General features: G+C 72.2%; 25 protein-coding genes and 2 pseudogenes. 18 read left to right on the top strand and 9 right to left on the bottom strand.

Translation table 11 applies throughout. The features are described from left to right. The first annotated feature begins 314 nt into the window (after nt 1-314). The 5 genes from ACFWTC_RS24815 to ACFWTC_RS24835 all read left to right on the top strand — a co-directional run bounded on the left by ACFWTC_RS24815 (nt 315) and on the right by ACFWTC_RS24835 (nt 2,666). Nucleotides 315-1,286, top strand: a complete 972-nt coding sequence (locus tag ACFWTC_RS24815) for a zinc-binding dehydrogenase (RefSeq protein ID WP_384074565.1) — start codon at nt 315-317, stop codon at nt 1,284-1,286. 86 nt (nt 1,287-1,372) lie between these two features. After that, nucleotides 1,373-1,936 (top strand): hypothetical protein, encoded by a 564-nt coding sequence (locus ACFWTC_RS24820; protein WP_384074567.1) that lies wholly within the window; start codon nt 1,373-1,375, stop codon nt 1,934-1,936. A 38-nt stretch (nt 1,937-1,974) separates the two neighbouring features. After that, nucleotides 1,975-2,163 (top strand): hypothetical protein, encoded by a 189-nt coding sequence (locus ACFWTC_RS24825; RefSeq protein WP_384074570.1) that lies wholly within the window; start codon nt 1,975-1,977, stop codon nt 2,161-2,163. Between the two features lie 76 nt (nt 2,164-2,239). Then, a complete protein-coding gene (locus tag ACFWTC_RS24830) occupies nt 2,240-2,473 on the top strand; it encodes a hypothetical protein (RefSeq protein ID WP_384074573.1) in 234 nt (77 codons plus the stop codon). A gap of 52 nt (nt 2,474-2,525) precedes the next feature. Next, entirely contained in the window at nt 2,526-2,666 is a 141-nt protein-coding gene (locus ACFWTC_RS24835) for a hypothetical protein (RefSeq protein ID WP_383932001.1), read from the top strand. A gap of 73 nt (nt 2,667-2,739) precedes the next feature. Here ACFWTC_RS24835 and ACFWTC_RS24840 read toward each other — a convergent pair. Then, nucleotides 2,740-2,985, bottom strand: a pseudogene (locus ACFWTC_RS24840) (IS982 family transposase); the annotation flags it as partial. Between the two features lie 171 nt (nt 2,986-3,156). On the opposite strand from ACFWTC_RS24840, the gene ACFWTC_RS24845 reads away from it, so the two are divergent. Then, nucleotides 3,157-4,134: a phosphotransferase family protein gene (locus ACFWTC_RS24845; RefSeq protein WP_384074576.1), complete on the top strand. Its 978-nt coding sequence runs from the start codon at nt 3,157-3,159 to the stop codon at nt 4,132-4,134. 213 nt (nt 4,135-4,347) lie between these two features. Here ACFWTC_RS24845 and ACFWTC_RS24850 read toward each other — a convergent pair whose 3' ends face one another. Both ACFWTC_RS24850 and ACFWTC_RS24855 read right to left on the bottom strand, forming a co-directional pair. Beyond that, nucleotides 4,348-4,746 carry an SsgA family sporulation/cell division regulator gene (locus ACFWTC_RS24850; RefSeq protein WP_383931978.1) on the bottom strand — a complete coding sequence of 133 codons (399 nt, stop codon included), beginning with the start codon at nt 4,744-4,746 and terminating at the stop codon, nt 4,348-4,350. A gap of 173 nt (nt 4,747-4,919) precedes the next feature. Beyond that, the gene (locus tag ACFWTC_RS24855; protein ID WP_384074578.1) at nt 4,920-5,243 is read right to left on the bottom strand and encodes a DUF427 domain-containing protein; all 324 of its coding nucleotides are present in this window, start codon (nt 5,241-5,243) and stop codon (nt 4,920-4,922) included. Between the two features lie 455 nt (nt 5,244-5,698). On the opposite strand from ACFWTC_RS24855, the gene ACFWTC_RS24860 reads away from it, so the two are divergent. The 4 genes from ACFWTC_RS24860 to ACFWTC_RS24875 all read left to right on the top strand — a co-directional run bounded on the left by ACFWTC_RS24860 (nt 5,699) and on the right by ACFWTC_RS24875 (nt 8,286). Then, complete coding sequence (locus ACFWTC_RS24860; RefSeq protein ID WP_384074630.1) at nt 5,699-5,938, top strand: DUF6059 family protein; 240 nt, start codon at nt 5,699-5,701, stop codon at nt 5,936-5,938. Between the two features lie 7 nt (nt 5,939-5,945). After that, complete coding sequence (locus ACFWTC_RS24865) at nt 5,946-6,266, top strand: STAS domain-containing protein (protein WP_383931972.1); 321 nt, start codon at nt 5,946-5,948, stop codon at nt 6,264-6,266. Between the two features lie 901 nt (nt 6,267-7,167). Then, the gene (locus ACFWTC_RS24870) at nt 7,168-7,380 is read left to right on the top strand and encodes a SpoIIE family protein phosphatase (RefSeq protein WP_384074633.1); all 213 of its coding nucleotides are present in this window, start codon (nt 7,168-7,170) and stop codon (nt 7,378-7,380) included. Nucleotides 7,381-7,863: 483 nt separating this feature from the next. Beyond that, nucleotides 7,864-8,286, top strand: coding sequence for a subtilase-type protease inhibitor (locus tag ACFWTC_RS24875; protein WP_383930745.1), 423 nt, complete (start codon nt 7,864-7,866; stop codon nt 8,284-8,286). A gap of 409 nt (nt 8,287-8,695) precedes the next feature. Here ACFWTC_RS24875 and ACFWTC_RS24880 read toward each other — a convergent pair whose 3' ends face one another. After that, nucleotides 8,696-9,127, bottom strand: coding sequence for a pyridoxamine 5'-phosphate oxidase family protein (locus ACFWTC_RS24880; RefSeq protein WP_383930742.1), 432 nt, complete (start codon nt 9,125-9,127; stop codon nt 8,696-8,698). Between the two features lie 70 nt (nt 9,128-9,197). After that, nucleotides 9,198-10,166 carry a hypothetical protein gene (locus ACFWTC_RS24885; RefSeq protein ID WP_384074581.1) on the bottom strand — a complete coding sequence of 323 codons (969 nt, stop codon included), beginning with the start codon at nt 10,164-10,166 and terminating at the stop codon, nt 9,198-9,200. Between the two features lie 369 nt (nt 10,167-10,535). Between ACFWTC_RS24885 and ACFWTC_RS24890 the strand changes: the two genes are divergently transcribed. The 4 genes from ACFWTC_RS24890 (at nt 10,536) to ACFWTC_RS24905 (ending at nt 14,689) form a co-directional block, all read left to right on the top strand. Then, nucleotides 10,536-11,840: an extracellular solute-binding protein gene (locus ACFWTC_RS24890; RefSeq protein ID WP_384074584.1), complete on the top strand. Its 1,305-nt coding sequence runs from the start codon at nt 10,536-10,538 to the stop codon at nt 11,838-11,840. A gap of 14 nt (nt 11,841-11,854) precedes the next feature. Next, nucleotides 11,855-12,838: a carbohydrate ABC transporter permease gene (locus ACFWTC_RS24895; RefSeq protein ID WP_383930734.1), complete on the top strand. Its 984-nt coding sequence runs from the start codon at nt 11,855-11,857 to the stop codon at nt 12,836-12,838. A 95-nt stretch (nt 12,839-12,933) separates the two neighbouring features. Next, nucleotides 12,934-13,758: a carbohydrate ABC transporter permease gene (locus ACFWTC_RS24900; protein WP_383930762.1), complete on the top strand. Its 825-nt coding sequence runs from the start codon at nt 12,934-12,936 to the stop codon at nt 13,756-13,758. 358 nt (nt 13,759-14,116) lie between these two features. Then, nucleotides 14,117-14,689: a hypothetical protein gene (locus ACFWTC_RS24905; RefSeq protein WP_383930759.1), complete on the top strand. Its 573-nt coding sequence runs from the start codon at nt 14,117-14,119 to the stop codon at nt 14,687-14,689. 88 nt (nt 14,690-14,777) lie between these two features. Here ACFWTC_RS24905 and ACFWTC_RS24910 read toward each other — a convergent pair whose 3' ends face one another. Continuing rightward, complete coding sequence (locus tag ACFWTC_RS24910; protein ID WP_384074587.1) at nt 14,778-16,145, bottom strand: AI-2E family transporter; 1,368 nt, start codon at nt 16,143-16,145, stop codon at nt 14,778-14,780. 591 nt (nt 16,146-16,736) lie between these two features. Between ACFWTC_RS24910 and ACFWTC_RS24915 the strand changes: the two genes are divergently transcribed. Further along, entirely contained in the window at nt 16,737-16,889 is a 153-nt protein-coding gene (locus ACFWTC_RS24915) for a hypothetical protein (protein ID WP_383930764.1), read from the top strand. Between the two features lie 81 nt (nt 16,890-16,970). Here the strand turns inward: ACFWTC_RS24915 and ACFWTC_RS24920 are convergent, their stop codons facing one another. Both ACFWTC_RS24920 and ACFWTC_RS24925 read right to left on the bottom strand, forming a co-directional pair. After that, on the bottom strand, nt 16,971-19,280 hold the full coding sequence (locus ACFWTC_RS24920) for a protein kinase (protein ID WP_384074590.1): 2,310 nt from the start codon (nt 19,278-19,280) through the stop codon (nt 16,971-16,973). Between the two features lie 209 nt (nt 19,281-19,489). Next, nucleotides 19,490-20,137, bottom strand: coding sequence for a sortase domain-bontaining protein (locus ACFWTC_RS24925; RefSeq protein WP_384074592.1), 648 nt, complete (start codon nt 20,135-20,137; stop codon nt 19,490-19,492). 437 nt (nt 20,138-20,574) lie between these two features. Between ACFWTC_RS24925 and ACFWTC_RS24930 the strand changes: the two genes are divergently transcribed. Genes ACFWTC_RS24930 through ACFWTC_RS24940 form a run of 3 tightly spaced genes read left to right on the top strand, consistent with a single transcriptional unit; the run spans nt 20,575 to nt 23,079 of the window. Next, complete coding sequence (locus ACFWTC_RS24930) at nt 20,575-21,423, top strand: ABC transporter substrate-binding protein (RefSeq protein WP_383930725.1); 849 nt, start codon at nt 20,575-20,577, stop codon at nt 21,421-21,423. Continuing rightward, nucleotides 21,420-22,220: an amino acid ABC transporter permease gene (locus ACFWTC_RS24935; protein WP_383930722.1), complete on the top strand. Its 801-nt coding sequence runs from the start codon at nt 21,420-21,422 to the stop codon at nt 22,218-22,220. Before ACFWTC_RS24930 ends, ACFWTC_RS24935 begins: the two co-directional genes overlap by 4 nt. A 7-nt stretch (nt 22,221-22,227) precedes the next feature. Beyond that, entirely contained in the window at nt 22,228-23,079 is an 852-nt protein-coding gene (locus ACFWTC_RS24940) for an amino acid ABC transporter ATP-binding protein (RefSeq protein ID WP_383930719.1), read from the top strand. A gap of 339 nt (nt 23,080-23,418) precedes the next feature. Here the strand turns inward: ACFWTC_RS24940 and ACFWTC_RS24945 are convergent. Then, nucleotides 23,419-24,018: pseudogene (locus tag ACFWTC_RS24945) on the bottom strand (LysR substrate-binding domain-containing protein); the annotation flags it as partial. Nucleotides 24,019-24,164 lie beyond the last annotated feature (146 nt).

Here is a 24,164-nt window from a genome sequence, read left to right on the forward strand (position 1 = left end):
CGGCTCCAGACAGGCAGGCGGACGGTGGGGCGGACGGTGGGGCGGGAGGAGGCGCCCGGCGACTCGTCAGCGGCGGGGCGGCTACCAGAGCATCGGATCGCCTCCGGACCCGGACAAGGCCGGGCACGGAGATCTAACGTCCCGTTAAGGAAGTCCCCGGTTCCTACTCCGGCTCCTGCTTCTGCCGCGGCTCCGGCTTCACAGGCGGGCGGAGGGTCGGTCGCGCGCCCGCTTGACCTCAACCGCGCTTGACGTTGGAGACTCGTGGCACGGGCATCGGAGAGACCGGAGGCCCGGGCGGAGGGACAAGCGCTATGCGTGCGACACAGGCGAGGGAGTTCGGCGGCCCGGAGGTACTGGTTCCGGTGGAGGTTCCGGACCCGGTGGCGGGCCCGGGCCAGGTGCTGGTCGCCGTGGCGGCAGTCGACACGATCTTCGTGGAGACCCAGGTGCGCAGCGGGTGGGGCCAGGAGTTCTTCCCGATCACCCCGCCGTACGTGCCGGGCGGCGGCATCGCCGGTACCGTCCGCGCCACCGGCGAGGGCGTGGACCCGGGGTGGACCGGGCGCCGGGTCGTCGCCTCGATCGGCTCCACCGGCGGTTACGCGGAGCTGGCGGTGGCCCCGGTCGAGGCCCTGGCCGCGGTGCCGGACGGGGTTTCCCTCACGGACGCGGCAGCCCTGGTGCACGACGGCGTGACGGCGACGAAGCTGCTGGACACCACGGCCCTCAAGCCCGGGGAGCAGGTGCTGGTCGTGGGTGCGTCGGGCGGCATGGGCACCGTACTGGTCCAGCTGGCCAAGGCCGCGGGCGCGCGGGTCGTGGGCGTGGCTCGGGGCGAGCGCAAGACCGCACTGGTACGGGAGCTGGGCGCGGACGCCGTCATCGACGGGGCCGCTCCCGACTGGGCCCGGCAGGCCCGCGAGGCGCTCGGCGGCGGGGGAGCGGACGTCGTACTGGACGGGGTGGGCGGCGAGATCGGCCTGGCCGCGTACGCCCTCGTCGCGGACGGCGGCCGCTTCTCGGCGCACGGAGCCCCGACGGGCGGCTTCGCCCCGGTCGACCCGGCGGACGCGGCGGCCAGGGGAGTGCGCCTGCTCGGCATCGGAGACGTCCAGATGACCGTCCCCCAGCACGCCGGTTTCGCGGCCGGGGTCCTCCGGTCGGCGGCCGCGGGCGACCTCCGCCCGGTGATCGGCGGTACGTTCCCGCTGGACCAGGCGGCCGCGGCCCACCGGGCGATCGAGTCCCGGACGCTCCTGGGCAAGACGGTGATCACGGTCTGACGGAGGCGGGGCCGGGGGCGAGGGTCGCCCCCGTACGGGGGAGGCGGCACACGGGCGCGGAACGTCGGACGCGGACCCCGGCCGGCATGTCAGAGTGGCGTATGACCACCCTCGCCCAGCTCCGCAGGACCGCGCTCTCCCTCCCCGACACGGGCGAGCACGCCACCTCCTCCGGCCTCGTCTCCTTCACGGTGCGGGACACCTGGTTCGCGGCGGCGGACGACGCCGGCCGCGTACGGCTCCGCCTCCCCGCGGCGGAGGGGGACGAGGTCCTGGGGGCGCATCCGACCGCTGATCGCCTGACGCGGGGCGCGGCGGTGATCGGCGTACGCGTACCGCTGGCCGACATCGACGGCCAGCGACTCAACCACTGGGTGCGCCGTGCCTGGCTCGCCCGCGCACCGAAGCGCCTCGCCGCCCGGGCCGAGGCCGGGGACGCCGTGGCCGCCGGCGAGGTCGGCGACCTGCCCAGGGCCATCGGGGGACCCGCCACACGGGCGCTTGCCGGAGTCGGCATCACCACGCTCGCGCAGGTCGCCGGACTGACCGGGGCCGAACTGCGGGCGATGCACGGAGTCGGCCCGAAAGCGGTGCGCATCCTGACCGAAACCCTCGACGCGGCGGGGCACGCACACCCGCTCACAGGCTGAAACCGGCGAACAGCCGGTCCCGAGACGTGCAGGTGGTCGTGCTGTTCGGTTCCGTCACGGTCCTGATCGGCGTGTCCTCCGACGTGCGAACGACCGTCGGGTTCGCCGTGCTCGCGCCGGTCTTCCTCGTATGGCTGACCTGGTACGGCCTCCGGCAGCGCGGCGTGCTGCGGGACATGGCCCGGGCGCTCTGGGAGGGCTCCGGGCCCGAGCCGGCCCACCGGTGAGCTGCAGGGTTCCACGACGCGGAGCTGGGCAGACGCAGGCCAGCACAACCGTACGAATCGAGCGAGGAGAAACCCGATGTCCGACGCTTCGGAGCCGGAGCTTCCGGCGCCCGTACCGGAGAAACGCAATCCCGTCACCCCGGACCTGCCCCCGGTCGGACCGGGTGCCCCCGACCTTCCGGGCGCCGGTGGTGATGCCCCCCGACCCGACGACGCCAACGACGCTGAAGGCGCCGACGAGGAGCAGAAGGCGGACAAGGGCGCGGGAGACGGTTCCGGACGGACCAAGGCCCAAGAGCCCCCGGACTAGATGATCGATTCCAGGGGGTCTGTCCCTTGTCTATGAATCCAGCATGTTTGTCGTGGAACCCAACCGCCGCTGGCTGAGCGCGTGCCGGAGAAGCGCGGCAGGCTTCGCGGAGGCCATGGCCTCGGAGGATGACGGTGGCCTCCCCCACGCGGGGGATGCCACCGTCCCGCTCTCCCTCCACCCGGCCGTCTGAGTCCGTCGCGCAGGATGATGAAGTCTGTCTGGCGGCGCGTGACGATGGGTGGCATGAGCATCCAAACGAGCGACTCGACGGTCTCCCGGCAGCGGCCGCACTCCACGGGTGGGGAGTCCGCTATCCACACGTCATCGCTCCACACGGAGGTGACGCCGAGCATGGCCTGCGTCATCGCGAGCGTGACCAGCTCGGCATCGGTCAGCCGCGGAGCAATCCCGACGGCCGGACGCCAGGGTGCACGTTGCGGCGACGCCTTCATAAGGTCGTCGGTCTTCACGTGAAATGCGGTCGCGAGGGAGTTCAACTCTGTCTTCACACAATGACGTTGGGCTCCCCAGCCTCATACGTGCAGCCGATCCCTTGGAATCGATCATCTAGGCTGCGGCGGCCGTTCCGACCCCGACCCCCGATCCCCGGCCCCGGTTTGACACTGTTGGCGAACTCGGTTCACGGAATGCGTTCGCTGGGAGACGGATAGTCTGCCTCCATGGGTGAGGGGACCGAGGACGTCGGCGTGGATCTCGATAGTCAGGGTTGGGGTGCCACGCGCTCCTGGGTGGAGAAGGAGCTGTCCGCGGCGGAGCGCATCGAAAAGGTTGAGCGGCTGCGCGGCGGCTGGACGTCGGAAATGCGCCGCCTGGGCCTCTCCGGTCCGGCTGGTCGGCGCTCACTCGTCCTGCGGTCCTTCGTCAAGCCCTTCTTCGTTCGGCACGCGGAGGGCCTGTTGACCCGTGAGGCGGCCATCCTGCGCCTGCTCGGTGACACGGACGTGCCCGCGGCCACGCTCGTGGCGGTGGATGCGACGGCGCAGTACTGCGACTATCCCTCCTTGTTGATGTCCCAGCTGCCGGGAACCGTGCGCCTGGACGATCAGGGTGCTGATGACCGCGCTGAACTGCTGGCCCGGCAACTGGTGCGTATCCATCGGCTGCCGGTGACCACGCAGCAACGGCCTCGCACCTACCAGGCCTGGGCCTCTACCGAGCGAGTGACTCCGTCCGCAGCCACCGAACGGCCTGAGCTCTGGCAGCGGGCTGTCGACGTCATCCGCCGCGAGCCCCCGGCCTGGCAGGGGTGCTTCCTGCACCGGGACTTCCATCCCGGCAACGTCCTCTTCGCAGGCACCAACGATGATCCTCAGATCAGTGGGGTCGTCGACTGGGTGGAGACCTCTTGGGGGCCGGCCGACCTGGACGTGGCTCATTGCTCGACGGCTCTCGCCCTGCTGCACGGGGTTCCCGCGGGCATGCGCTTCGCCGATCGCTACGTCGCCGCGGGAGGAACCTTGGCCGAAGACGGCACCGCCCATCTCTACTGGCGGCTGCTGGACGCGCTGGGTTTCGCTCCGGACGCGGAGAAGGTCGCTGTTCCCTGGCGTGAACTGGGCCGCGCCGATCTGACGGCCAGTGTCCTGACTCAAAGGCTGGAGGGATACATTGAATCCCTTTTCAGTCGCTATGCCTGAACCGCCGTAGCCGGTGTGAACGCCTACGAGCAGGGGCTCTACGCGGTGGGTACCGATACCCCACGGGCCCGGACCCGTGTTTCTCACCTGGCAACGCTCCGAAGCAGTGCACCCGTTCCAACAGCAAGTCGGGCGATGAACTTCCACCGCCTCAAAGCCTGGTGGATTCCCGGGCCTTGCAGGGACGGCAGGCAGCCGTCGGGGGCCGGGGGTTCAGCGCGTCAGGAGGTCCTCGAGGAAGCCGTCCGCGTCGAAGGTCTCGGAGCCCGGTGCGGTGACGGCGTACGTCTCGTCGAGGAACCCGGTGACGGCCCGCGCGTTGACGAGCAGGACCACCCCGGGCCCGCTGGCAGGATCCCGCAGGCCGATCCGGAGCTCCTCGCCGCCGGCCGTCCGCTGCGGCCGGAAGGTGACGTCACCGTCACCCACCGGACCGCGGAGGCCGTCCGCCATCATCTGGCGCTCGAAGTACCAGTGCGGCAGGACCGTGTCCCCGGCGAAGAACTGTGCCCGTACGGCGTACGGGTCGGCGCTGTCATAGGAGAACCGGCCGAGGAGCGGCACCTCGCCCCCGGCCGCGTCGTGGAGGCGGACGGCGATCAGAGCGGACACACGGGACAGCAAGGCGGGCCTCCGGGGATGGACTGGTCGTCCGACCCGTATGCCCCGTCTGAGCGCGGGCACGCTGCACCATCCGGACGAACCGCGGCGCCGGAGCGCGCGAGCCGCTCCGGGTGGCCGGTGGTACAGCAGTTGGCCGTCCGGCGGGTCGGCCGGCCGGCGGCTCAGACGGTCTCGGTGTCGTAGAAGCAGAAGCGGTCCTTGATGGCGGCGACGTCGGGCTTCGGGTCCGCGTACGCCCAGACGAGGTCGGCGGCGCCGGGCACGGACCAGTAGCCGGCGTCCCCCTTGAACGGACAGTGGGTGCGGGTGTCGGAGGGGGTCAGCAGGTCGGTCCGCACGTCCTCGGCCGGCAGGTAGTACCGCGGGGGGCAGCCCGTCTCGCGCAGCACCAGGGGCCGCCGGCTCTCGGCCAGCACCCCCCCGTCCTTCACGACGCGCACGTGCTCGGTGCCCTGCTCGATGGTGATGTCGTGTCCACGTGTCATACGCTCCTCAGCGCGCACGGCCGGGGAATTCTTCCCGCGCCACCCGCCGGGAGCCGTGGAACGTCAGTCCCACCAGCTGAGCAGCAGGTCACTCATGACCTCGGGCCGTCAGAATCGGATCTGCGCGAGTTCGGCCCGCAACGAGTCGCCCACGTCCACACCGGACACCGGCGTGTCGGGCCGACCCGTTCGAGACGGGAAGAGGACCCAGCAGTTCGTAGCGCATCGATTCCCCCGTGACGTTGCGGGAACACGCTTTCGCGTCCCTGCGGCCTCACTGTCGGAGACCGGCCCTGTCCACGCATCGGGGAAGGCACGTACGTATCGCGATTGGCCGGAATCATTCGGCCGGGGAGCGTCGTCCGGTGCGTGGGATCCGACCCCGATCATCGCGTTGATCTGGAATTCTGGTGTGGCTATGGACAGGTCGGAAAGCTCCGCGGATGTCCTCGTCCATGTCGCGCTGTCTGAAAGTCCTGGGGGAGTGGATCGTCGCCGCAGGAGGGATGTGGCCCCCGGTGCCGTCGCCGCCCACCGGCTCCCGTCCGGTGGGACCGCCGCCCGGCCATCCCGAGCGCCTCGGCCCCGGCGATCCACTGACCGTGTTTTTGAACTCATGGTCCGCAAGGAGCTGCCGGGCCGGCCGTGACGCGGCTCCGGCACCGCACGGCCGCCGCGGCCGATCTTCGACATAATCGGCCCATGCCGACAAGCGCCGACCCTCCCGCACTACCCGTCGTCGCCCCGCACGGGGACCTGGACGCCGACACCATCGCCGCGCTGACGGCCGAACTCGAAGCCGCCGTGGCCGAAAACCCCGGGGTGATCCTGGACGCCGGCGGCATCACCTTCAGCGACTCCTCGTTCCTGCGCCTGATGCTCATCACGCACCGGCGGGTCGACCTGCGGATCGCCGCCCCGTCCCCCGTGGTGGCCCGCCTGTTCCAGCTGGTGTGCGTCGAGGACGTCCTGCGGCTGTTCCCCACCGTCCAGGCGGCGCGTGAGGCGGCCCCGAGGCCCTGAGCGGGCCGCCCGGGCGCCGCAACGCGGCAGGAGGGCCGTCGGCGCCGTCCGCGTCGGCTTGCCCGCGGGCGCCGGGTCCTATCGACTCGGCTCGCGCTCCGACCCCGTGACCTGGGCCGGGGCACCGGAACGCCGTGGGCGCGTACACGAGGGGAGGCGCACGCCGTGGATGATGAGGTGCCCGACGGGCAAGGACACGAGGATCCGCCGCCGTTCCCGCGGGAGCTGCTGTCGGCGGATCCCGGCAGCGCGCTCAACCGGCTGATGGCGCACACCCCGTGGTCCACGACCGTCCTGGGGCCGGTCGACACGTGGTGTCCGGAGCTGCGCACGGCCGTGGGCGTGTGTCTGAACTCGCCCTTCCCCATGCTCGTCATGTGGGGACCGGACCTGGCGATGGTCTACAACGACGCCTTCGTCCCGATCCTCGGCGCCAAGCACCCCGCCCTGGGGCAACCCTGCGCCACGGTCTGGGCCGATGCCTGGCCGGTCGTCGGCGGCATGCTCGGCAACGTCATGGCGCGGGGCGAGTCCACCCACCACGAGGACCTCCGGCTGACGCTGCGGCGCCACGGGTTCGACGAGGCCGTCTACTTCACCTTCGCCTACAGCGCGATCCCCGTCGCCGGCGGCGCCGTCGGCGGGGTGTTCACCGTCGTCACCGAGACCACCGGGCAGGTGCTCGGCACGCGCCGGATGCAGACGCTGCGCGAACTCGGCGAGGCCCGGTCCGCGCAGGTCTCCGACGCCGGGGAGGCCTGCGCCGCCGCGGTGCGCGTGCTCGCCGCGCACCGCGACGACGTGCCCTTCGGCGCCGTCTACCTGCTGGACGAGGACGGCGGCCGGGCCCGGGCCGTCGCGTCGGCCCGAGACGACCACCGCGATCCCGGACGGCTCCACCCTGCTCCTCTACACGGACGGTCTGGTCGAGCGCCGCGGCGAGGTGGTCGACGTCGGCATCGACCGGGCGGCCGCCGCCCTCGCCGGCACCCTGCGGCGGGCCCCCGACGCCGCCGCCAACCACGTCTGCACCGCCCTGCTCGGCAACGGCCACCACGAGGACGACGTGGCCCTCCTCGTCTACCGCTCGGGTCACCGCTCTGCGGCCCGGTGACGGCCGGCCGGCCGCGTAACACTGCCGACAGGAAACCGTCGCACGGGAATCGGAACGGGCCGTCGACGGGCCGTTGTTCTCCCTGACATGACTGTGGGATTGGCCCTGCTGGGAGAGCCGGCGGGCTGAGGGCCGGCCGCCCGCCCGCACGGTGACGCCGCGATCCGCCCGCGCCCTCCGAACGGAGAGATCCGGTCAAGCTGGATGGCCGTCCGGTGAACCGCGCGGGGCGGGCCGCAGGTCAGCGGGCGCAACCGGGCACGTCGGCGCGACGATCACCCCCTGTTCGCACCCGGCTACGGAGCGGTCGCACCCCACATGAGCTGGCCGAACGACCATTCGGTTACCGTTATGCGGACGCCGTGTCCGTAAATCGATCGCGGGGACGCAACTCCCCTTCGGATCCGACAGACTTGCTGACATCGGAACGCGAAATCGAAAATAAGAATCGCGTTCAACCAGCGAATCGAAAGTGAGCTCGTCGTGCGTTACCGCGCCGCCGCTGTTTCCGCCGCCGCCCTCGTCTGTCTCGCCGGCGCCACCGGCCTGGCCGAGGCCCGGCCCGCGAGCCTGTACGCCCCGTCCGCCATGGTCTTCACCGTCGCCCAGGGGGACGACGCCACGGCCACCGTCGTGCGGGCTTCCACCCTCAGCTGCGCCCCGACCGCCGGCGGGACGCACCCCGACCCCCAGGCCGCCTGCGCGGCCCTGAACGCCACGGCCGGAGCGTTCGACGGCCTGCTCGCCGCCCCGGACCCGGACCGCGCCTGCCCCATGCACTACGACCCGGTCACCGTCACCGCGGACGGCGTGTGGCAGGGCAGCCGCATCGCCTGGAAGCACACCTTCTCCAACTCCTGCGCCATGTCCGCGACCCTGAACGGGAACTCCGTCTTCGCGTTCTGACCCCGTTCGCAGGACAGGCCCGGACTGTGCGATCGACGGGTTCGGTGCCATGCAGCTCAAGTCCGGCGTGGTCAGGAAGGTCTGACCCACGTCGGGGTGGGGGTAGCGGCCGCCCGCGAGTTCCCCGTAGACGGTCACCACGGGCGAGGCCTCCGCCCCGCTGTGTTCGCGCAGGATCCGTGCGCAGTGCGTCGCGGCGACCGCGAGAGCGGGCCGGATCCGGACCACGCCGAAGAAGTCGTCCAGTCCGCCGTCGCCGAGCAGTTCGCGCCGCTTGGCGGGGTGCGCGCCCGCCGCGTCGTGGGTGCCCGGCTCCGCCGGATCGCCGAACCCTATGAAGCCCCCGTCGCCGCCGCCCGCACCGATGCCGCGCCCGGCCACCACCCGACCCGCGGGGCGGGGGAGGAGGTCAGACCTCGCCGAGGTCCGAACTCAGCCACCGCTCCGGACGCATGTGGAACACGATCTGCTCGCCGTGGTCCTTCCAGGCGAAGTCCACGTAGGCGTTCACCTTCTCCGCCGGCAGGTACCGCGAGGAGATCTCCACCAGCTGTTCGCGCACCGCCGGTTCGGTCGACACCACCGAGCCCTCGACCGACACGTAGCGGATCGTCGGTTCCAGACGGTCGACCATCAGGCTGAACCGGCCCGCCGCCCTGATCAGTTCGGCCTTGCGGGAGTCCCGGCCGGTCATGATCCAGAGGTCGCCGCCGGGAGCGTACTGGTACCAGATCGGGACCGTCAGCGGTGCGCGGTCACCGTCCGGGCCCGCGCTCACGGCGAGCGCGGCCACATGGGGCTCGGCGAGGAAGAGCTCACGGTCGGTTCGGGACAGGGCCACGGCACGCTCCTTCGGCGGGGAGAAACCTACGCAGGGACAACGACGCCCGACCCCGTGGCTGTTCCCGGTGTCACCCGCGCGGGCCAGTCGGCCCTGCCGTCGCCTTGTCGTCAGCGGTGACGTTGCTTGCCGCCGGGCCGGCCGCCGACTCGCCCGCCGCGGGACGGGGCGCGGTGTACATGACCGAGCCCTGCTTGTTCTCCTTGTCGACGACACCCTTCTTCGCGAGGGTCTCCAGTGTGTTGCGCACCACCTGGGTGGAGGCCGGGCGGCCGGGGTGGGTCTGCGCCAACGCCGTGGTGACCTCGCTGACCATGCGGGGTTCCGCGGCGCCGACCAGGAGGGCCAGGACGAGCTCGCGCAGCGGGGGCTCGGTCGTGGCCGTCGGCGCCGGGGCGGCCTTCTTCGCCGGGCCGCCCTTCGTGCCGCCCTGCGTGGCGGTGGGGGTGGCCTTGGCGGTGACGGCCTTCGTGGTGGCGGCCTTCGCCGTGCCGGTCGTCGTGCCGGCCTTCGCCGCGGTGGCGGTGGTGGCCTTCGCGGCTGCCGGCTTGCGTGCCGCGGTCTTGGCCGGTGTGCCCGAGGCTCCGGACGCCGTCGTGGCCGGGGCGGCCGGGGCGGACTTCCTGGGGCGTGCCGCCTTCTTGGCGACGGCCGCTCCGCCAGTGGCCTTCCCGGCCCGCCGCGGCCGGGGCACGCTCTCCGCCGCCGGCGTTCCGGCGGCCGCCGCCGACAGGGCGGCCGTGACGATCGCGGGCGTCCGTACGGGCTGCGCCGGCACCTGGCCGTCGCCCGCTCCCGCTCCCGCTCCCGCTTCCACTACCGCGCCGGCCGCGGCCGCCGCTCCCTCCGAGGCCGGGGGCAGCGCGCCCTGCATGCCGCAGAGCCAGCTTTCGTCAGCCCTCAACTGCTGTAGGCGGGCGTCGAGTTCGGCGATCTGGGCGGAGGCGGCCTCCTGTTCCCTGCGATTGGTCTCGAGGTCGACTGCGAACCGCTGCGCGTACAGGCTACGGATGGGTGTGGTGTCCGGCTCGTTGGCCATGGCGGCTCACTCTCCTCATACCTCACAGTGTTGCTGCGGGATGCTACTCGCCCCCGGGCGGCCGCAGTTCCGTCCCGGCAAGATCCGCCACCCTGTTCTGGCGTTCGGAAACCCGAGGTCCAGGGCGCTCCGCGCACCCCGCCGCGGGTGCGGTTCGCTCCGGCGGCCGCCTTTCCGACGGTTCCGCGGGTGCTCCGCAGGGCCGGACCGCCACCCCGTGCGTTGCGCAGGACGCTTCGTCCTGTCACAGAGTGGTTGAGACCACTTGTCCCCGTGTTTAAGTCGTTCTAGCCTCCTCCCAGTTGTGCAATACGGAACAGGCGTTGCGCATCATGCAACGCACTCGCTCTCGTCTCCTGGGGATCGCCAATGAAGCTCCGCTCCCGCATAGCCGTACCCGTCGCCGCGTTCGTCCTGGCCGGCCTCACCGCCACCGCCTGTGCCCCCCAGACCGCCGTCAACGACGCCTCGAAGGACGAGAAGTCCGGCACCCTGCGCGTCTGGCTGTTTCAAGAGGTCAACAACGACCCGAAGAAGAAGGTCGTGGACCAGGCGATCGCCGCGTTCACGCAGCAGCACGCGGGCACCGAGGTCGAGGTCGAGTACATCCCGGTCGAGACCCGGGCCCAGCGCATCAAGGCCGCCTTCAACGACCCGAAGAGCGCACCCGACCTGATCGAGTACGGCAACACCGACACTGCCGGATACGTCAAGGACGGCGGACTCGCCGACATCAGCGAGGAGTTCGGCGACTGGGCGGAGGCCAAGGACACCGACCCCACCGCCACCAGGTCGGTCACCGTCGGCGGGAAGGTGTACGGCGCCCCGTTCTTCGTCGGCGTACGCGCCCTCTATTACCGCACCGACGTCTTCACGGAGCTCGGACTCCAGCCCCCGAAGACCCAGGACGAGCTGGTGTCCACGGCCAAGAAGATCCGCCAGGCCAAGCCCGAGCTGTACGGCATCGCCGTCGGCGGCGCGTACACCTACGGTGCGATGCCGTTCATCTGGGCCAACGGCGGTGAGCTCGCCGACGAGAGCGGCGGCGCCCACACCTCCGCGATCGACAGCGCCGCCGCGCGCAAGGGCATCGAGACGTACACCTCGCTCTTCGGCGACGACAACTGTCCGGCCGCCAAGTGCGCCGCGATGGGCGGCAACGCGACCGTCACCGCCTTCGCCTCGGGCACGGCGGCCATGGCCATCGGCGGCGACTTCAGCCACCAGGCCGTCGAGGCCGGCGCGGTGAAGGGCAAGTACGCCGTCGTACCGCTGCCCGGTGTCAAGGAGGGGGACATCGCCCCGGCCTTCGCGGGCGGCAACAACATCGGCGTTCTGAAGAGCAGCACCCACCGCACCCTCGCCGTCGACCTCATGAAGCGGTTCGCGGGTAAGGACGCCCAGCGCGGGCTGTTCGACGCGATGGGCTTCCTGCCGACCTACACCGACGTCCGCGCCGAGGTGGCGAAGAAGGACCCGTTCGTCGAGCCGTTCGTCCGGACCCTCGCGGCGGGCACCAAGTTCGTGCCGGCCTCCGCGGGATGGGGCCAGATCGACGCCTCGGCCGTCCTGCCGACGATGTTCCAGGAGATCGTCAGCGGCAAGAAGGACGTGGCCGCCGCCTCCGGTGACGCGGCGAAGAAGATGGACACGGCCTTCTCCGACGCCGGCTGACCGGGCCCGCCGAGATGCCGCACGAAGCGACGGCCGCCCTGCCGGAGGCGCCCCCGGGGAAGACCGCCCCGGCCCCCGCACCGGCCCCCGCCACTCGGCCCCAGAGGGCTTCCGGGGGACGCCACGGCAGCCGCTGGACGCACTGGCTCTACCTCGCACCCGCACTCCTCGTACTCGCCGCGCTGCTGGTCTACCCGATCTACCAGCTCGGCCTCATCTCCTTCCTCGAATACACCCAGGCCCAGGTCAGCGGCGGTGAACCCACCACCTTCAAGGGCCTCGGCAACTACCGGACCCTCTTCTCCGACATCCAGTTCTGGCAGGTGCTGCTGGCGACCGTCGTGTTCGCCGCTGCCTGTGTGGTCACCACGCTCGGCGTCGGCTGCGCGCTCGCCGTCCTGCTCACCCGCATCAGAGCGCTCCCCAGACTCGCCCTGATGCTGGCCGCGCTCGGCGCGTGGGCGACGCCCGCCGTCACCGGCTCCACCGTCTGGGTCTTCCTCTTCGACCCCGACCACGGCCCGGTCAACCGGTTGCTCGGCCTCGGAGACTTCTCCTGGACGTACGGGCGCTACAGCGCCTTCGCCCTCGTCCTCTTCGAAGTCGTCTGGTGCTCGTTCCCGTTCGTGATGGTGACCGTGTACGCGGGCATCAAGGCGATCCCCTCCGAAGTGCTGGAGGCAGCCTCGCTGGACGGTGCCTCCCAGTGGCGGACCTGGCGCTCCGTCATCGCGCCGATGCTGCGGCCCATCCTGATCGTCGTCACCATCCAGTCGATCATCTGGGACTTCAAGGTCTTCACCCAGATCTACGTGATGACCGCCGGCGGAGGCATCGCCGGACAGAACCTCGTCCTCAACGTCTACGCGTACCAAAAGGCCTTCGCGTCCTCGCAGTACAGCCTGGGCTCGGCGATCGGCATCGTCATGCTGCTGATCCTGCTGACCGTCACCCTCGTCTATCTGCGCCTCATGCGACGTCAGGGAGAAGAACTGTGAGCCGCACCGGCACGCTCCCCACCGCCACGCCTCCCACACCCCCCGAGGCCGCGAAGGCAGCCGGGGCGGGCGCGGCCCGGACGGGAAGGCCGCGCGTGCGCCGCCCGTGGCGGCTGGCCGCGGAGACGTCCGCGATCGTCGTCGCGGTGGTCGTGGCGTTCCCGCTGTACTGGATGGTGCTCTCCGCCTTCAAACCGGCCGGTGAGATCCAGTCGACCGAGACACGCCCGTGGACGCTGTCCCCGTCGCTCGACTCGTTCCGCCGGGTTTTCGAGCAGCAGGAATTCGGGCGCTACTTCCTCAACAGCCTCTTCGTCGCGGGAACCGTCGTCCTCGCCTCCGCGCTGATCGCGTTCCTCGCGGCGACGGCGGTCAGCCGCTTCCGCTTCCGATTCCGTACGACCCTGCTCATCATGTTCCTCGTCGCGCAGATGGTGCCCATCGAGGCCCTGACCATCCCGCTGTTCTTCCTGATGAGGGACACGGGGCAGCTCAACACGCTCTGGTCGCTCGTACTGCCCCACATCGCGTTCTCGCTGCCGTTCGCGATCTGGATGCTCCGCGGTTTCGTCAAGGCGGTGCCCGAGGCGCTGGAGGAGGCCGCGTACATCGACGGCGCGAGCCGCACGCGCTTCCTGTGGCAGATCCTCTTCCCCCTGGTCTTCCCGGGGCTCGTGGCGACGAGCGTCTTCTCCTTCATCTCCACGTGGAACGACTTCCTCTTCGCCAAGTCGTTCATCATCAGCGACACCTCGCAGTCGACCCTCCCGATGGCCCTGCTGGTGTTCTTCAAACCGGACGAGAACGACTGGGGCGGCATCATGGCCGGGTCCACCGTCATGACGGTGCCGGTGCTGGTCTTCTTCGTGCTCGTCCAACGCCACCTGGTCTCCGGCCTCGGCGGAGCGGTGAAGGACTGAACCGGCGCGCCGGCCGGCGCGCCCCGTGGCGTCCGGTCCGGGCCGTCGCACACACCGGGCCCGGACGGGGCGAGGACACCCGTCCGGGCCAACACGATCACCGGCACCGGGGCCCTGCGCCCTCCGTGCCTCTCAGCGCCCCGGTGGGCCGCCGTTGACAGGTGCCCGGCCACGTGCGAAAAAGACGAGTAGGCCGTGTTCGGCCACATGTCCCCTCCTCGACGCGACGTACTACGCCTCGCGGCCCGGCCGCCGGCGTGTGTCCGTACCGGACCGAGCCCGCGTGACACACCACCACGCTCCCCGTCGAACGGCTGGCATGCCACCACATACCTGAACGGACGGCCCTCCCTTGACCATGATTCCCGGATCTCGTGTCTCGGGGCGGACCTGGACGGTCCGCCTGACCGGCCACGGAGACCACACCGTCTCCGTCTCCTGCGGCGTCGAGGCGTGCCGCATGCCGCCCCGCTCGAAGGACGTCGCGGCCATGCGGCGTTTCGCCGCCGAGCACGTCCGCGCCCACGCGCGCCTCGCGACGGTCCGGCCCAACGCCGCGTGCGCCTGCCGGGCCGCCGAGTGCGCGTTCCACGAGCACACCCGAACGGGATGTTCCGGCGCCCCGCTGCTGCTCCTCGTCCACAACCCCGCCGTCGGCCAGGTGTGGACCCTCGCGGAGATCTGCCAGGCGTGCGCGCCGCTGATCTCGCACACCACGGTCCTCGGCCGCTCCCAGCGACCGGCCGCGGGCCGTGCCGTGCCTGCCGGGGCGGCGGCGCCGGCTCCGGACCAGAGCACCGCCGAAGCCCCCGCGGGATCCGTTCCGGCGCGGGTGGCGGTGCCCGGCGGGTTCTCGTCCCCGGAAGCGGCGCCCGAGGCCGTCGCCCGCCGGCGTCCCCACCAGGGGAACTCCCGCCGCCGCACCCGCTGAGCGGTGACCGCCGAGCCCTGAGCGGCGGACCGCCGTACGGCAACGGGCAACGGCAACGGCAACGGTTTCGGCTACGGCTCGGTTGCGGCTATGGCTGCGCGCCGTCGCCTGTCTGTCGGGGGGCGCCGGTGTCCTGGTGCCCGTCGCCGTGTCCGTCCCCGCCGGGGAGATCCGCTCCGACCAGGCCCTCGTTCGCGGCGGCGGCATCGGTGCTGTCCGGCGTCGCGGTTCCCGACGCGCCGCGCGCCCGGAGGTACACGACCACGGTGTTGGCGACGGCGACGAGCGGCACCGCTACGACGGCTCCGCCGATCCCCGCGACGGTGGCACCGGTGGCGACTGCGAGGACGACGGCCAGGGGATGGACCCGCACCGCCCGCCCGAGGATGAACGGCTGGAGGACGTGCCCCTCGATCTGCTGCACCACGAGGACGATCACCAACGCCATGAGCGCGGTGAAGACCCCCTGGGTGACGAGGGCGACGACGACCGCCAGCGCCCCCGAGGCGACCGCACCGACCAGGGGGATGAACGACGCCAGGAAGATCAGGACGGCGATGGGAACGGCGAGGGGTACGTCGAGGATGTAGATGCCGACGCCGATGAACACGGCGTCGATCAGGGCGACGATGACGGTTCCGCGGACGTACGCGGTGAGCGTCCGCCAGGCGCGCGGCCCGGCTCCCGCCAGACCCGGACGGGCCGAGGACGGGACCAGCTTGAGGGTCCACTCCCAGATGCGCGTGCCGTCGTACAGCAGGAAGAGGGTGCAGAACATCGCCAGCAGCAGCCCGGTGAGCCCTTCGACCAGTACGGTCACGCCCTGCAGACCGGTGGAGGTGATCTCGCTCGTACTCGTCCCGATGCTGTCGCTCAGCCGGTCGGCAATGTCGTTGATCTGGCCTTCCGTGACGTGCAGCGGGCTGTTGACGAGCCATTGTTTGAGCTCCCCGATGCCCTCCTGGACCCGTCCGGAGAGGGTGCCGAGATTATCGAGGACCTGCCAGACGACGAACCATCCGACGAGTCCGAGGACGACGAACCCGAACACGGCAGTCAGCGCGGTGGCCAGCCCGCGCGGGACGCCGCGCCGCTGGAGCCGCGCGACGGTCGGCTGGAGCAGCGCGGTGATCAGGAGGGACACGGCGAAGGCGAGCACGACCAGCCGCACCGCGCCGATCACCCGCATCAGCACCCAGACGCTGGCGGCCAGTACCAGCAGTCGCCAGCCGGCTTCCGCCGCCACGCGCACGCCCCACGGCACCGCGGCGGCCGCGTCCCGGGCCGCTATGCGGTCCGAACGCTGCCCCTCGAGGTGAAGGGCGTCGTCCCACGCCTCGACGTACTCCGCTTCCTGGCGGGCCTGGAGCTGGGCGCGGCGCTCACTGAAGCCCGCGACCCCCGCCTTGGCCCGGCCGAACCATCCGCTCGGGCCGAGCGATCGAGGTGGATTCACCACGGATTCCTTCTTCTCGTTTTCGTTGCGGAACTGCCTGTCGGACACCGGGATCGGTTCTCGAATCCCGGCGCGACGGTCGGCGCCCGACGGAGTGCGGGCGGTCCGGTGACGGCCCGGGCGCCGCCCGGTCAGCTCCGTCGCCGGAGCCTCACCGTTCGCCGCTCCGGGCGAACTCACGGAACAGGACGGCCAGAGCAACAGCCATGACCAGCAGATGCACCCATGCCTGGTTCACCGCAACCTCCTCGCTGTGGCGGGCTCCGCGCCACGCCCGTATCCGTTTCGCTCCGCACGTGCGCAAGGACAGCGGTCCGTGCCGGCCGATCGGCCGCCGGAACGGCGATCCCTCGACTCGGCGCTGTGCAGCCCGCGTGCCCCCGATCCGCGTCCTTACGCGCGGCCCGCGCGGAGCCGCGTACGGAACCGGGCCCGCTCGCGGACGGGGAGGCTCACGCCGTGGCCGAGCGGGTGAGGAGTCGGCCTCGCGGCCAGGGCGGGGGCTCCACCCGGTCGGGGCGTGCGGCCTCCGGCGCCGGGAGGGGCGACGCCTCCTCCGCGGTCATGCGGTCATCCACCCCGCCGACTTCGATGACCTGGTCCGAAGTGGTCAACCCCGTGGCCGGGGCGCTCCTCGCCCGCGCCGTTGTAGACGCCTCCGGCACCTGGTCCACCCCCGGCCCCACCGGCGGCAGCGGCCTGCCGGCCCCCGGCGAACGTGCGGCGGCCGTCCCCGTCGGGTGAATGATCACCGCACGGCCGACGGGCCCCTGACGCCGGCGTCGGGCGCACGGACCGTGCGCCCGACCGCGGTGCCCGTCGGGCTCAGCGCCAGGACGGGTGGGCTTCGGAGGCGCCGCCGCTGGTGAGGGCGCGCTCTCCGGTCTTGTCGGTGCGGACGGCCCAGACCACCGGCTTCTCGTACGGGCCGCGGACGAAGGCGACCCAGTTGCCGTCGACGGACCAGGACGGGTCCATTTCGTGCTCACCGGTGGCCACCAGGTCGCGGTCGTCGGCGCCGTCCGCGCCCACGAGGCGGATGTCGCCCTGGGTTCCCTTGCCGGAGGTGCCCGCGGTGTACACGAAGCTGCCGCCGTCCGGAGACCACACGGGATCGAGCGCGGGGTGGGGAAGCCGGGTCAGCTGCTGGGGGGCGCGGCCCGGCGCGGTCGGGTCGACCAGGTGGATCTGCCAGTTCTCGGGACCGGCCTCCAGACAGACGGCGATGTGCTGGCCGTCCGGTGACCACGCCGGGTCCTCGACGGGTCCGGTGCCCGTGGTGAGCTGCTGAGCCGATCCGTCGGCGACGTTCACCGCGAACAGTTGTTGTACGCCGTCCTTCTTGCGCAGCACGGCAAGCCGGGTGCCGTCGGGCGACCACGAGACCCTGCCGCCGGCGATGGCGGCGATCCGCCGCGCGTTCGAGCCGTCGGCGTTCGCGGTCCAGACGGCGGTGCCTTCGGACGTGGTGCGGGTGAAGGCGAACGACGCGCGGTCGGGGGACCACTGGGGCAGGACGTCGCAGGCGTCCCCGGGGATCAGCCGGCGGGGGGCGTCGGTCCCCGCGTCGCGGCGAGCGATCACGCCGTGGCACGTCGCGGGCCAGCCGGGGGCCGTGTCCAGCCGGATCAGCACGGGGTCGGTGGGGAAGGGGGCCGGGGCCGACGCGGTGTCGCTGCCGCTGGGAGTGACGGCGCCGGGCTTGGCGCCGTCGTCGGAGGACCCGTTCCAGGGCTGCCACACGAACAGGCCGCCGGCCGCGAGAGCGGCCACGAGCGCCGCCGCGACCACCGCGCGGCGGCCGCGCCGCGGCGGGGTCTCGCTCCGGGGGCGCGCGGTGTCGGGCTCGCCCGGCACGGTGACGGCCTGCCACGGACCCGCGCCAACGGGGCCGTGGCCCACGTGCCCCGGATCGGCTGCGGAACCGTTCGCGGGTACGGGTACGGGTACGGGTACGGGTACGGGTACGGGTGCCGGTGTCGGCGCGTCGGTTGCGGTTCCGGGTGCGGTGGGGTGCGGGGAGGCCGCGACGGCGGGCCGGGTTCCCGGAGCGGCGTCCGCTGCCGAGGCCGCCGAGGCCGCCGAGGCCGCGGCAGCCCGCGGAGGTTCCGTACGGGGGTCGGGAGCCGTCGTCGCGACGGCACTGGGGTCCGGAGCGGCCGTATCCGCGACCTCCGGGCGCGTTGGCGCGAGTTCCGGCGCCGGGATCACCCGCGACGCACCCTGAGAGCCCGGCGTGTTCGGCGCCTCGGCCGCGCCCGGCTGCTTCGTCGGGTCGTACCGGGGCAGCAGCTGCGTCGCCGCGTCCGGCAGCCAGCAGTCACCGGCCGGGTGGCGGATCGTCAGGCGGCCGAGGAACGCCGTCGGGGTGGGCCGGTCCGCGGCGTCCTTGGACAGGCAGGCGGCGATGGCCGCGCGGAGTTCGTCGGGGACGGCGGCCAGGTCCGGTTCCTCGTGCACGACCTTGTAGTGCCGGGCCGCCGACGGGCCGTCGCCGAAGGGGGAACCGCCCGCGGCTTGGGCGAGCACCACTCCCAGGGCGAACATGTCCACCGCGGGAGTGACGACGCCGCTGGTGAGCTGCTCCGGCGCCAGGAACCCCGGGGTGCCGATCTGCAGCCCGGTCTGGGTCAGCGCCGTCCCGTCCAGAGCGCGCGCGATGCCGAAGTCGATGACGCGCGGCCCGTCCTCGGCGACGATGATGTTCGCGGGCTTGAGGTCGCGGTGGATGACCCCGGCCCGGTGGATCGCCTCCAGCGCCTCGGCGAGACCGGCCGCCAGGACCGTGAGCGTGTCCACGGGGAGCGCCCCGACACGGGCGAGGACCGCTTGCAGGGTGGGGCCGGGCACGAAGGCCGTCACCAGCCAGGCCGGGTCCCCTTCCGGATCGGCGTCGACGACGGGCGCCGTGTGGAAGCCGCCGACCCGGCGGGCGGCCGCGACCTCGGCGGCGAACCTCTGCTTGAAGCCGGGCTCCGTGCTCAGTTCGGGACGTACAACCTTGACGGCCACGGCGCGGCCGGACGGGGAGCGGCCCAGGTAGACCACGCCCATGCCCCCCTGCCCGAGCCGTCCCACCAGCCGATAGCGGCCGTCGCCGACCGCGATGGGATCGCCCGTTTCGAGCGGCTTCATGTTTCCCCCGTTTCGAACCCTGTGCCGTGACAGCATCTCCCTACCTGCCGCGCCGCGCACCAGTCAAGCGGAGTCCGGCCGCCCCGGACGCGCGCCGCCGGGGACCGGCACGCGGGGGCCGCGCGCCCCAGGGGGCCGCACCGGGCCGAGCCAGCGGCAGAATGCGTGCCGCTTCACCCCATCAGGCCAGAGCACGGCCCGCGTTGGCGTCAGGGCTTGGTGCCGGTGAGGACACCGATCTTGTCGAGACGGTGTTCGGGATTGTTCTGCGCGTCCCGCCAGAAGTTGCCCGCCGCGTCGTCCTCGGGCGTGAGGCAGGTGGTCACCGTGATCATCGCCCGGGTCGGGGCCGCGCCGGGGGAGCCGGGAACCGCGGCGCGCTGCGCGGCCATGGAGGCCGGCGACCGGAACGATGTCGTCCGGGTCGAGGTGATCGTGTACTGGTACGTCACGCCGCCGGCCGTCACGAACACGGAAGCGCCCGTCGGCAGCGACGGCAGGGCCCGCAGTGGTCCGCCCGCCGCGACGCGGTGCCCGGTGACGATGTAGTTGCCCACGTCGCCGGGACCGACACCGCCGGCCGGACCGTACGGGCTGGCCGCGGCCCCCTGGTCCTGGATCCGGGTGCCCGGGGCGTCGTCGGGGCTGCCCGGGTACGGGATCACGGGCAGCCCCGACACGCCGATGGCGGGGATGGACACCGTGGCGGTCTGCACGAGGGCGACGGCCCGGGCAGGTGCCGCGGCGGGCTGGGACGGGAACGCGGGCACGCTCGGAGCCGCCATCAGGACGGCGAGCGCGGCGCCGGCGAGTGCCGCCGGCACGGTACGGGAGGCGAGGAACGGCAACTGGCGCATGGCGGGGTCCGTAGGTCGGCCGGGCCGCACGGGGTCGTTCAGGCCCGGTTGGCCCTTCCAGCGTCCCACGCGCCGGCGGTTGCGGCAGCAGATGCGGCGGGGCACCCCGTCCCCGCGTCCCGCCCCGCCCCGGGCCCGCCGCCCCGTCCCCGGGCCCGGCCGCCCCGCCGCCGCCCGGTCCCGAGCCCGGCCGCCCCGCCCGGCCCCCCCGTGGCCGTACCTCAGACCACGAGCCGGTCGGTCGCACCGGGCGAGCGCCGGATCAGGGAGTGCCGGAGGGCACGTCCACGGGCATCGCCGATCATGGCCGGATGTGTGTGCCCCTCCCCGGAACGCATCACGAATGATCCCTCGTCGCACGCCACCCGTGGCTTACGATCTCGGCGGACGGTCTCGTCCCGGGACCGCCGCACGCCCCGCACTCGTGGAGGTCAACCGTGTTCCGGACGGCCAGAGGAAACCGCAGTCGCCGCAGTACCTTCCGGATCCGCACCGCAGCCGGCGCCGCGACCGCGGGCGTGTTCCTCGTCGCGGGCTGTTCCTCGGGCGGCGAAGGTGCCGGCGAGGCCGCGGGAGGGGTACCCGTAGTCGAGAAGGGTCACCTGACCACCTGCACCCACCTGCCCTACCCGCCGTTCCAGTTCGAGCAGGACGGCAAGGTCGTCGGCTTCGACGTGGCGCTCGTCGACCTCGTCGCGAGCAGGCTCAAGGTCGAGCAGAAGATCCTCGACACGCCCTTCGAGAACTTCAAGACCGGCGCCTTCCTCAACTCCGGCGAGTGCGACCTCGCCGCGGCCGGCATGACGATCACCGACGAGCGAAAGAAGAACGTCGACTTCTCCGTCCCCTACTTCGACGCGACGCAGGCGCTCCTCGCCACGAAGAAGAGCGGCGTCACCTCCCTCGCCGACGTCAAGGCCAAGTCGAAGAAGCTGGGCGCCCAGGCCGAGACCACCGGCGAGAGCTACGCCAAGTCCCAGGGCTTCGACCCGGTCGCCTTCGAGAGCTCGGACGCGGTGCTCAACGGACTGCGCACCGGCCAGGTCGACGCGGTCGTCATCGACTACCCGGTCGTCCAGGGCTGGCTCAAGGACCCGAAGAACGCCGCCGAGTTCACGCTCGGGCAGAACATCGAGACCGGTGAGCAGTACGGCTTCTCGGTGAAGAAGGGCAACAGCGCCCTCGTGGCCGCGATCGACAAGGCGATCACGGACGCCAAGGCCGACGGCACCTACAAGAAGCTCTACGAGCAGTGGATCGGGCCGCTGCCCCAGGCCGCGCCGTGACGTCTCGCCTGACCCGGCGGCAGCGGCGCCGGATCTCGCAGGGCATCCAGTACGCCGTCTTCGTCGCCGTGCTGGTCCTGATCGGCGTCCTCGCCGACTGGGACCGGCTCCAGAACCAGTTCGCGCAGAAGGACCTGGCGCTCCGACTCTTTCCGGACATCATCACCATCGCCCTGCGCAACACGGTGATCTACACGACGTCCGGGTTCCTGTTCGGGCTGGTGCTCGGCCTCGTCATCGCGATGATGCGGCTGTCCTCGGTGGCCCCGTACCGCTGGGTCGCCGGCGTCTACATCGAACTCTTCCGGGGCCTTCCCGCCCTGCTGATCTTCATCTTCGTGGGCGTGGCGGTTCCGCTGGCGTTCCCCGGCACCGAGATCCCCGGTGGTACGTACGGCAAGGTGGCGCTCGGCCTCGGCCTGGTGGCCGCGGCGTACATGGCGGAAACGATCCGGGCGGGCATCCAGGCGGTTCCCAAGGGCCAGATGGAGGCGGCCCGTTCGCTGGGCTTCTCGCACGCCCGCGCCATGGTGTCGGTGATCATCCCGCAAGCCTTCCGCATCGTCATCCCGCCGCTGACGAACGAACTGGTCCTGCTGTTCAAGGACTCCTCGCTGGTGCTGTTCCTGGGCGTGACCCTGCAGGAGCGGGAACTGACGAAGTTCGGACGGGACCTCGCCAGCCAGACCGCCAACTCCACCCCGATCCTCGTCGCGGGCCTCTGCTACCTCCTGGTGACCGTGCCGCTGAGTTTCGTGGTGCGCCGCCTCGAGGCCCGCGCGGACAAGGCCGCGTGAGGACCAGATGCCACGGAAGACGGAGACGGTGGACGACACGATGGCCACGGACCGGCCGGAGATCGAGATCAGGGGGCTGCACAAGTCCTTCGGCGACAACCACGTCCTGCGCGGCATCGACCTGGAGGTCGCCCGCGGCGAGGTCGTGTGCGTCATCGGGCCCTCGGGCTCGGGCAAGTCGACGCTGCTGCGCTGCGTGAACCTCCTGGAGGAGCCGAGCGACGGCCGGGTCTTCGTGGGCGGCACCGAGGTCACCGACCTCGACGTCGACATCGATGCCGTACGCCGCCGCATCGGCATGGTATTCCAGCAGTTCAACCTCTTCCCGCACGTGAGCGTGACGGAGAACCTCACCCTGCCCCAGCGGCGGGTGCTGGGCAGGGACAAGGCGCGGTCCGCCGCCGTCGCCCTGGAGAACCTCGAACGCGTGGGCCTCGCCGACAAGGCGGACGCCTACCCGGCGCAGCTGTCCGGCGGCCAGCAGCAGCGGGTCGCCATCGCACGGGCCCTGTCGATGGGGCCGGAGGTGATGCTCTTCGACGAGCCGACGTCGGCGCTCGACCCCGAACTCGTCGGTGAGGTGCTGTCGGTGATGCGGGTGCTGGCGGGCGAGGGGATGACGATGATGGTCGTCACCCACGAGATGGGCTTCGCCCGCGAGGTCGCGGACCGCGTCGTGTTCATGGACGGCGGAGTGGTCGTCGAGCAGGGCCCGGCGGCGCAGGTGGTCGGCAACCCACGGGAGGAACGCACGCGGAACTTCCTCAACCGCATCCTGGACCCGGCGGCGGCCGAGGTGCCCGACGCCGAGGCCGGCCCCCGGCCGCAGACGGAGGACGGCGGGTCCGGTACGGGGTGAGGCGCGGCCCCTTGAGACGCTGCCCTGGGGCGCCGTGGGGGGCCCGGGGCTCTGCACCCCGTACGCGGCTGCACCGTACGCGGCTGCACCTCGTCGTACGCCACCTCCCCCGGGCCCCGCGCCCTCACGCGCCCGCGCGTCAGCGGCGGGCGCCCGAGGCGGCTTCCGGCCCCGCGGCGCCGGCCGGGGGAGCGGCGCCCTGCCGGAGCGCGTCGAGCAGGTCGCGCACGGCGGGTCGGCCCATCGACACCTTGCGGACCGCCGCGTAGACGGCCCTGACCGGCGGGGGTCGCGCACCTCGCGCACCTCGCGCACCACGACCCCCGGATGACGGTTCCCCAGCCCCATCCTGGGCATCAGGCCGATGCCCAGTCCGGCCGCGACGAATCCCTGAGCCGTCGGGTAGTCCTCGCTCTCCACCACCACGAAGTCGAGGCTGAAACCCGCCGCCGCGCAGGCTTCGAGCACCGGCTCCAGACAGGGGCCGGGCGGCTCGCTGCCGACCCACGGCTCCTCCGCGAGGTCCACGAGCCCGAGCACCTCCCGCGCGGCGAGCCGGTGCCCGGCCGGCAGGACGGCGTCGTACGCGTCGTCGAGCAGGTGGACCAGGTGCACGTCGTCCCGCGGCCGTGTCCGGGGCGCGATGACGAGGGCGATATCGGCGCGGCCCTGCTCCACCTCCAGCAGCGGGTCCTCCGGATCGGTCATCCGCAGATCGATCCACACCTCCGGGTGGGCGCTCCGCAGTTCGGCCAGCGCCGGGGCCACGAGGGCGGCGCCCGCGGTGGCGACGTAGCGGACGGCGAGCCGCCCGGTGCGGCCCGCCCGGAGATCGGAGAGGGCGGTCTCCGCCTCGGCGATCTGCTTCCCGATGACCGCCGCGTGTTCGGTGAGCAGCCGCCCCGCCGCCGACACCGACCCGCCTTCGCCTCGCACCACTGGCCCACCTGGGGCACCGAGCGCATCACGACGTACCTGCGCACCCGGCGGGACCTGTACGCGTACCTCCACGACCAGACTCTGCGGCTGCTCAACGAGGGCCGCCCGCCGAGGGGCCGGCCGAGCTCACGCTGGTCCTCACCAAG

The sequence above is a fragment of the Streptomyces sp. NPDC058619 genome (assembly GCF_042717785.1).
In the GTDB taxonomy this organism is placed as follows: Bacteria; Actinomycetota; Actinomycetes; order Streptomycetales; family Streptomycetaceae; genus Streptomyces.